6 protein-coding genes are annotated in these 7475 nt (G+C 73.7%); 1 reads left to right on the forward strand and 5 read right to left on the reverse strand.

Features of this window, described 5'->3' with window-relative positions:
- Positions 1–14: 14 nt before the first annotated feature.
- The 5 genes from VGI02_RS20685 to fgd all read right to left on the reverse strand — a co-directional run bounded on the left by VGI02_RS20685 (position 15) and on the right by fgd (position 5203).
- Complete coding sequence (locus tag VGI02_RS20685) at positions 15–890, reverse strand: DMT family protein (protein ID WP_331630364.1); 876 nt, start codon at positions 888–890, stop codon at positions 15–17.
- A 4-nt stretch (positions 891–894) separates the two neighbouring features.
- Positions 895–1785, reverse strand: a complete 891-nt coding sequence (locus VGI02_RS20690) for an enoyl-CoA hydratase-related protein (RefSeq protein ID WP_331630374.1) — start codon at positions 1783–1785, stop codon at positions 895–897.
- Between the two features lie 57 nt (positions 1786–1842).
- Positions 1843–2463, reverse strand: coding sequence for a P-loop nucleotide/nucleoside kinase family protein (locus VGI02_RS20695; protein WP_331630366.1), 621 nt, complete (start codon positions 2461–2463; stop codon positions 1843–1845).
- The gene (locus tag VGI02_RS20700; protein WP_331630368.1) at positions 2460–3977 is read right to left on the reverse strand and encodes a methyltransferase domain-containing protein; all 1518 of its coding nucleotides are present in this window, start codon (positions 3975–3977) and stop codon (positions 2460–2462) included. Before VGI02_RS20700 ends, VGI02_RS20695 begins: the two co-directional genes overlap by 4 nt.
- Before the next feature lie 218 nt (positions 3978–4195).
- A complete protein-coding gene (gene fgd, locus VGI02_RS20705; protein WP_331630370.1) occupies positions 4196–5203 on the reverse strand; it encodes a glucose-6-phosphate dehydrogenase (coenzyme-F420) in 1008 nt (335 codons plus the stop codon).
- Positions 5204–5367: 164 nt separating this feature from the next.
- Here fgd and VGI02_RS20710 point away from each other — a divergent pair.
- Positions 5368–7475, forward strand: a 2108-nt coding sequence (locus VGI02_RS20710; RefSeq protein WP_331630372.1) for an acyl-CoA dehydrogenase family protein, incomplete at its 3' end; no start/stop codon positions are given.

Consider the following 7475-nt stretch of genomic DNA (forward strand, 5'->3'; position numbering starts at 1 on the left):
GGACCCTAGCCGCGTCACCCGCTCCCGCCGGGCGCGGTGGCCCGGGGCGCCGGGTCGGGCGGCGCCGAGTCCTCGGAGACGTCCCCGAAGCGGGCGAGGGTGAGGGCCCCGAGGATCGTCACGAGGAATCCGACGAGCGCGAGGGTCCCGAACTCCACCTCGTCGCCCAGCACCAGGAGCCCGACCAGCCCCGGGAAGACGGTCTGCCCGACGACCGTGCCCGCGGTCGCGGCCGTCACCGACTCGCGCTGCAGGGCGGTCGCGTAGAAGAGGAACGCGAGGAACCCCGCGGTGGGGAGCACCCAGGTGGCGGGGTCGAGGGCGAGCGCAGCGACCGAGCTCGGGTCGATCACCCGGCTGGCGAGGCTGGTCAGGCCGAACCCGCAGCCGGCCAGCAGGCCGAGCACGGCGCCCGCGATGCGTGGTGGCAGCCGCCCGGCGAGCCAGCCGAGGACGGCGAGCAGCCCGACGGCGACCAGGAGCGTGACGTGCAGGGTGGTGTCCCCGTGCGACGGGCCCTGGCGTCCGGCGAACAGGCCCAGCACCACCAGGCCGGCGCACACGGCGACTACCGCGGCCTTCTCGACCCGTCCGAGGTGGGTGCCGAGCACCCGTCGGGCGACCACCGCGGTGACGGCGAGGTTGGCCGAGGTGGCGGCCTGCACGAGGAACACCGGGCTGACCCGCAGCGCGGTGAAGGTCGCCGCGAAGCTCGCGAGGTCGAGCCCGAGGCCGGCCCAGAAGCGCCACCGCCGGGTCAGGTCCAGCAGCAAGTGCACGTGGACGCCCCGGCCGCTGTCGGGGACCGAGCGGGCCGCGACCGCCTGCACGACGGCGGCGGTCCCGGAGAACACCGCGGCGCACAGCGCGACGAGGACGCCCCACCACACGGCGTCAGCCCTCGTCGGGCGCCAGGTCCGGCGGAATCCCGGGCCACGGCGGGACGAGGTCGAGGTGCTCGGCCGGGTGGCCGGTGAACCGCGGCGGGCGCTTCTCGAGGAAGGACGTGACGCCTTCCGCGGCGTCCGCCTCCCGGCCGAGAGCGGAGATCACCCGTGTCTCGGTGCGGTGGGCGTCCCACGGCGACTCGGTGTCGAGCATCGACCAGAGCATGCGGCGCGAGAGCGCCACCGAGACCGCCGACGTGTTCTCGGTGATCTCCGCGGCCAGCGCGGCGACCGTCGGACCCAGCTCGTCGGGCGGGACCACCCGCGACACCAGGCGTCCGCGCAGCGCCTCGTCGGCGTCGAACACCCGGCCGGTCGCGACCCACTCCATGGCCTGCGAGATGCCCACGATCCGCGGCAGGAACCAGCTCGAGGCACCGTCGGGGGCGATACCCCGGCGCGCGAAGACGTAGCCGAACCGCGCCGTGTCGGCGGCGATCCGGATGTCCGCGGCGAGCGGCATGGTGGCGCCGACTCCGACCGCGGGTCCGTTGACGGCCGCGATCACCGGCTTCGCCGAGGCGGCGATCCGGAGGACGACCACGCCACCGAGGTCCCGCGGGGCGCCGCCGAGCGTGCCCCCGGCGGAACGGCGGGCGTCGGCGTTCCGGGAATGGTCGAAGGTGCCGCCGCCCGCCCCGAGATCGGCACCTGCGCAGAAGCCGCGACCGGCGCCGGTCAGCACCACGACGCGGACGTCGTCGTCCGCGTCGCACCGGTCGAAGGCCTCGACGAGCTCGTGGGCCATCGTCGGGGTGAAGGCGTTGAGGCGGTCCGGCCGGTCCAGGGTGATGGTCGCGACCCCGGCGACCGTCTCGCAGCGGATCTCGGTGGTGATCGCGCACCTCCCCGGGTGGTCGTGGCCGTCGCGGGGGTCAGCCTGTCAGCCCGCCCGTCACCGCGCCCCGTGCGGTTCCCCGCCGTCGCCGAGTGCGAGCCGGAGCCGGGCGTCGATCCCGGCACGGCCCTCGGTGCTGTTGTCGACGGCCAGGTGTGGCACGTCGGGCGGTGTCGCGGGCCGCATGCGTGCCGTGAACGTGTCGAACGCCGCCAGCTTGCCTGCGTCGCGGTCGAGCGCGCGCGCCTCCAGCCGCCTGCGCAGGGTCGGTGCGTCGCAGCCGACCCACACGAGGCGCACCGGATCGCCCCCGAGATCGGTGACCCACCGCCGCCAGCGGGCGGGGTCGCGGATCTGGCCGGTGAAGGGGGCGGTGAGCAGGACGGGGCATCCCCGTTCGCGGATCTCCCGGGCGACGGCGGTCATCCCGCCGTACTCGTGGGACTTGATGTGGTCGTCGTACCAGGGCCCCTCGCGCTCCCCGCCGGGGCGACCCGCGACGGCGAGGGTGGCGGCGACGAAGCCGCCGTAGAGGGTGTCCTTGTCGAGCAGGGCCGGCACCGGGCGCAGCAACGCCAGCAGCCGGTCGGCCACGGTGCTCTTGCCCGCCCCGGGCGCGCCGGCGACCACCCACACGTCCGCGCCCGGCCGGGACGCGGACGTGTGGACGTCGGTCACGGCCGGTGCGACCCCACCTGCCTGGCCACCGTCGTCAGCCGCTCGCGGGCGCCGTGGCGCAGGCCCGCGGCGACCGAGCGGAACCGGGGCGGGGTGCCGGGCTTGCGGGCATAGCGCGGCGGCATGCCGAGAACGACGAACCGGCGCAGGTAGTACGGGGTGCGGTCGGTCTCGAGGCCCTCGCACAGGGCGTCGAAGGTCTTCGGGTCCATCCACTCGCCCGCCGACGTGTAGCTGATCATCATCGAGTTCTCGAATGCATACCAGGTGGACGGGAACTCGAACCGCAGATGAACATCGTCGGTCGACTCATCCCGTTCGACCCGATAGATGGGGTTGATCTGGAGCGTCCCGGCGCCATGCGGCGGGCCGTCGAATGCGTCGACGTCGACGAACAGCGACTCGTCGCGGCTGGAGATCAGCGCGAGCCACTTGCGCCCGGTGAAGTCCTCGGGCGGGCGCGGTGTCGCCAGCTGGACGCCGCGACCCGCGCGGTAGTTCTCGAAGAGCTCGTCCTCACAGGCCAGGCGCCACGGTGCACCGCGCAGCAGGGAGACATAGCCCGCCGGGTCGCGCTCCTGGTCGGTGTCGTGCGGCTCGAGCTCGGCGTTGCCGATGCGGTCGAGGAGCACGGTGTCCGCCTTCGCGATCCGCCGCAGCTCGTCCATCGCCTCCTGCTGGGTGGGGAAGAGGTGGAACGCATCGGTGCACACCGAGGCCGAGAACGCGTCGTCGGCGAACGGCAGGGAGTCCAGCCGGCCCGAGCACACGTAGCTCTGGTCCGGGGCGATATAGCGTCGCGCCACCCACAGCTGGAAGAAGTTCCGGTCGAGGCCGACCGAATCGATCGGATTCTTCCGGACGGAGAGGTGGTACATGATGTGCCCGAACCCGCACGCCATGTCCAGAATGGGGCCGGAGTTCTTGGGCAGGGATTCGAGGAACGAGATCGACGACAGGTAACGGGGCTGGCCGAACCGGATGAAGAAGTACGGGAACAGCTCGCCGTTGATCCGGTCGGAGGAGCGCTCGTAGCACAGCTCCATCCAGTCCTGCGCCGTCAGGGAGTCGATCTCGCCGAGCAGCGCGCGGACCTCGCCGCGACGGGCCTCGTGCGCCAGGTGCGGCCACGGTCCCCGGGTGAAGGGGAGGCGGACGCCGGGGCGGGAGCCCAGGTTCATCGGGGTCGGCGGGGGGAAGGCCAGCAGCTCCACGAGGGACTCGAGGGGGTCATCGCCACGGATGAGCTCGACCAGCCGCGCCACGGTGGGCCCGTCGACCTCGGCCCGCTCGGTCATGTGGTCCTGCACGTCGACCTGGCCCTGGCGGATCACCGGGATGCCGTCGACGACCGGGTACTCGCTGCACTGGCAGGCCAGGACGCCGAAGATCCCGCCCTCGAGCGGCTGCGTCGATGCGGGCGTGAATGCCAGAGTCTCGCGGCATTCGGGGCAGACGAGATCGATCGGAGCCAGTCGGGGGTCCGTTGTCGATTCAGTGGGCGTAGTGCTCACGGTGATCCCCCGGGAAGTCGGGACGGGTCAGTTCGGACCCACACCGTAACGAGGGCTCCCGGTCGCCCGAATCGGGGTGGGGTTCCCACTTGTACCGCCGGTGAAACCCGTGAAATGTCCGATTCTGTGACATCGCGGTCATATATCGCACGGTCGATATCTCGACGGGATTTCGTCACCCGACGGGGTGGCCCGTCCCGGGCCCCCGCTGCGCTGCGTCAGCCCAGCGACCGCAGACGCGGGACGAGGTCCTCGCCCACCTGGTCGAGGAAGCGCTGCTGGTCGGCTCCGGGACCGTGCAGGACGAGGTGATCGAGTCCGGCCTCGACGTAGGGACGGATCTGCTCGACCGCCTCGTCCGGGTCCGAGGTGACGATCCACCGCTTGGCGATCTGGGAGATCGGCAGCTCGTCGGCGAGCTTCTCCATCTCCTGGGACGAGGTGACCGACTGCTTCTGCTCGGGGGTCAGCGACAGTGGCGCCCAGAACCGGGTGTTCTCGAGCGCGAGATCGGCGTCCCGGTCGTACGAGATCTTGATCTCGATGGTGCGGTCGATCCCGTCGATCCCGGGGTTGCCCGCCTTCTCCCGCCCCTCGGCGAGCGAGGGCATGAGCTTGTCGGTGTAGAGCTCCATGCCCTTGCCGGAGGTGCAGATCATGCCCTCCCCGACTCGCCCGGCGTAGCGCGCCATCTGCGGGCCACCGGCAGCGACGTAGACCGGCACCGGGGTGTCCGGGCGGTCGTAGATCGAGGCGTCGACGGTCGTGTAGTACTCGCCGTCGAAGTTCACCGCCTCCTCGGTCCAGAGTGCCCGCATCAGCCGGACGGACTCGCGCAGACGGGCGAAGCGCTCCTTGAAGTCGGGCCACTCGCGCCCGGAGACCGCGACCTCGTTGAGGGCCTCGCCCGTCCCGACGCCCAGGACCACGCGGCCCCCGGTGAGCAGGGACATCGTCGCGAAGTCCTGGGCGAGCACCGCGGGGTTGTAGCGGAAGGTCGGGGTGAGCACGCTCGTGCCGAGCTGGATGCGCGAGGTCCGCTCGCCGACCGCGGCCAGCCACGGGATCGCGGCGGGCGCGTGCCCGCCCTCGTGACGCCAGGGCAGGAAGTGGTCCGAGACCCACGCGCTCTCGAGGCCGACCTGCTCGGCGTGCACGGCGAACTCGACCAGATCTCTCGGGCCGAACTGTTCGGCGGACGCCTTGTACCCGATCTTCACGGTCACGGGGCGGGTTTCCCTTCGCGCACGGCAGGGCGGAAACGATCGCGAGCGAGCCTACGCGGCAGCGGGGGTCGCGGCCCGGCAGCGGCGCTCGGCCCTACCGCCGAGCAGCGGAGCGACGCAGAATTTAAGATGTATTAGAACCATCGAGCGTCCCGGAGGATTCCATGCAGAGCGGTGCCCCGGTGTGGCCCGACGAGGACCAGCGCGACCTCGCCGAGGCGGTGCGGACGCTGCTGACGCGGCGGGCCGACAGCAGCGGCATCCGCGCCGCGATCGCCTCGGACACCGGGTTCGACGCGGGGCTCTGGCGCACCCTCGGCGGCGACCTCGGTGTCGCCGGGCTCGCGGTCGCGGCCCGCCACGGCGGCTCCGGGGCGGGCCCGGGAGAGCTGGCGGTGGTCGCGCGGGAGCTGGGCCGCGTGGTCGCACCGAGCCCGTGGCTCGCCACGGTGCTCGCGGCCGAGGTCCTCGGGTGCGCGGGCGAGGACGACCGTGCTGCGGCCGAGGTGCTGGCGGCCGTCGCGACGGGCGACCGGCGGGCCACCGTGGCCCTCCCGCTCGACGGGAGCGACCCGGCCGACCAGCCGTCCCCGCGCGCCGAACCGACGCCCGACGGGACCGGTGTCGCGGTCACCGGCACGCTGCCCGACGTCCTCGACCCGCACGCGGACGATCTCGTCGTGCTCGTCGCCACCACGGCCGGGCCCCGCCTGGCCGTCGTCGGAGCGGGCGAGGTGACCGTCGAGGACCTCGAGGGGCTCGACCTCACCCGCAGGCGCGGGCGGATCGGGCTGGACCGGGCGGCCGGGCGCCTGCTGGCCGTGCCCGATCCCCACGGGGCCGTCCGCCGCGGGGCCCGGCTCGCCCTCCTGCTCCGGGCCGCCGAGCACGTGGGGCTGGCGGGCACGTGCCTGGACCTCGCCGTCGAGTACGCCCGCACCCGTCGCCAGTTCGACCGGCCGATCGGCTCCTTCCAGGCGGTCAAGCACCTGTGCGCCGACCTCCTCGTCGCCCTGGAACAGGCGCGGGCCGTCCTGCACGACGCGGTCGTGGCCGCCCAGTCCGACCCCGACGGCGCCGGGCCGGCGATCCGCGCGGCGGCCCTGACGGCCGGGGACGCCGCGCGGGACGTCGTGGGCGGCACGGTCCAGGTCCTCGCGGGCATCGGCTTCACGTGGGAGCACGACGCCCACCTGTACTTCCGCCGGGCCCACGCCTCGGCCGTGCTCTTCGGCGGCCCGGACGTCCACCGGCGCGCCCTCGCCGGGGACGCCCTCGGCCGGGTGGCGCCCGCCGCGACCACGGGCGGACCGGACGACCTCACGGCGTTCGCCGCCCGCGTCGACGACTGGCACGCCTCCCGGCCGCCGCTGCCCGCGGCGACGCGACGGGACTCCGCCGCCGGCCGGACCTGGTTCGACGCGGCGACCGCCTACCGGCGCGACCTCGCCGCCGCCGGCCTGGCCGGCCTCACCTGGCCCGTCGAGTACGGCGGGCAGGGACTCGATCCGGCGTACGAGGTCGCGTTCGCCCGCGGAACCCGGGGACACGAGACCTTCAGCGAGGTCTTCACCGTCGGCGTCGGGATGTGCGGGCCGGTGATCCTCGCCCTGGGAAGCGCCGCGCAACGGTCCCGGTACCTCCGGCCGCTGCTGCACGGCGAGGAGTACTGGTGCCAGCTGTTCTCCGAGCCGGAGGCCGGCTCGGACCTCGCGTCACTGCGCACCCGGGCGGTGCCCGACGGCTCCGCCGGTGCCGGCTGGCGCGTCGACGGACAGAAGGTGTGGACGACGTTCGCGCACTTCGCCGACCACGCACTGCTGCTTGCGCGCACCGACCCGGACGTCCCGAAGCACCGCGGGCTGACGATGTTCGTCGTCGACATGGGCAGTCCTGGCGTCCACACCCGGCCGCTGCGCCAGATGACCGGCGACGAGGAGTTCTGCGAGGTCTTCCTCGACGACGTCGCCCTGCCTGCGGACGCCGTCGTCGGAGAGATCGGCGGCGGGTGGAAGGCCGCGCTGACCATGCTCGCCCACGAACGGCGCGCCCTCGGCCGTGACCCGCTCGCCCTGGCGCCCCCGGTGACCCTGCGGCACCTGGTCGGCCTCGTCGCGGAGCGGGAGGTGGGCGCGACCGACCGGGACCGGGTGGTCGACCTGTGGGTGCGCGAGCGGGCGCTGCGGGCGTTCGGCGACCGGCTCGCCGCGGCCGGTGTCGCGGGGGAGGACCCCGGCGCGCTGGCCTCGGTCGGGAAGCTCGCGGCCGCGGG

This window comes from Actinomycetospora sp. (genome assembly GCF_036497245.1).
GTDB lineage: Bacteria > Actinomycetota > Actinomycetes > Mycobacteriales > Pseudonocardiaceae > Actinomycetospora.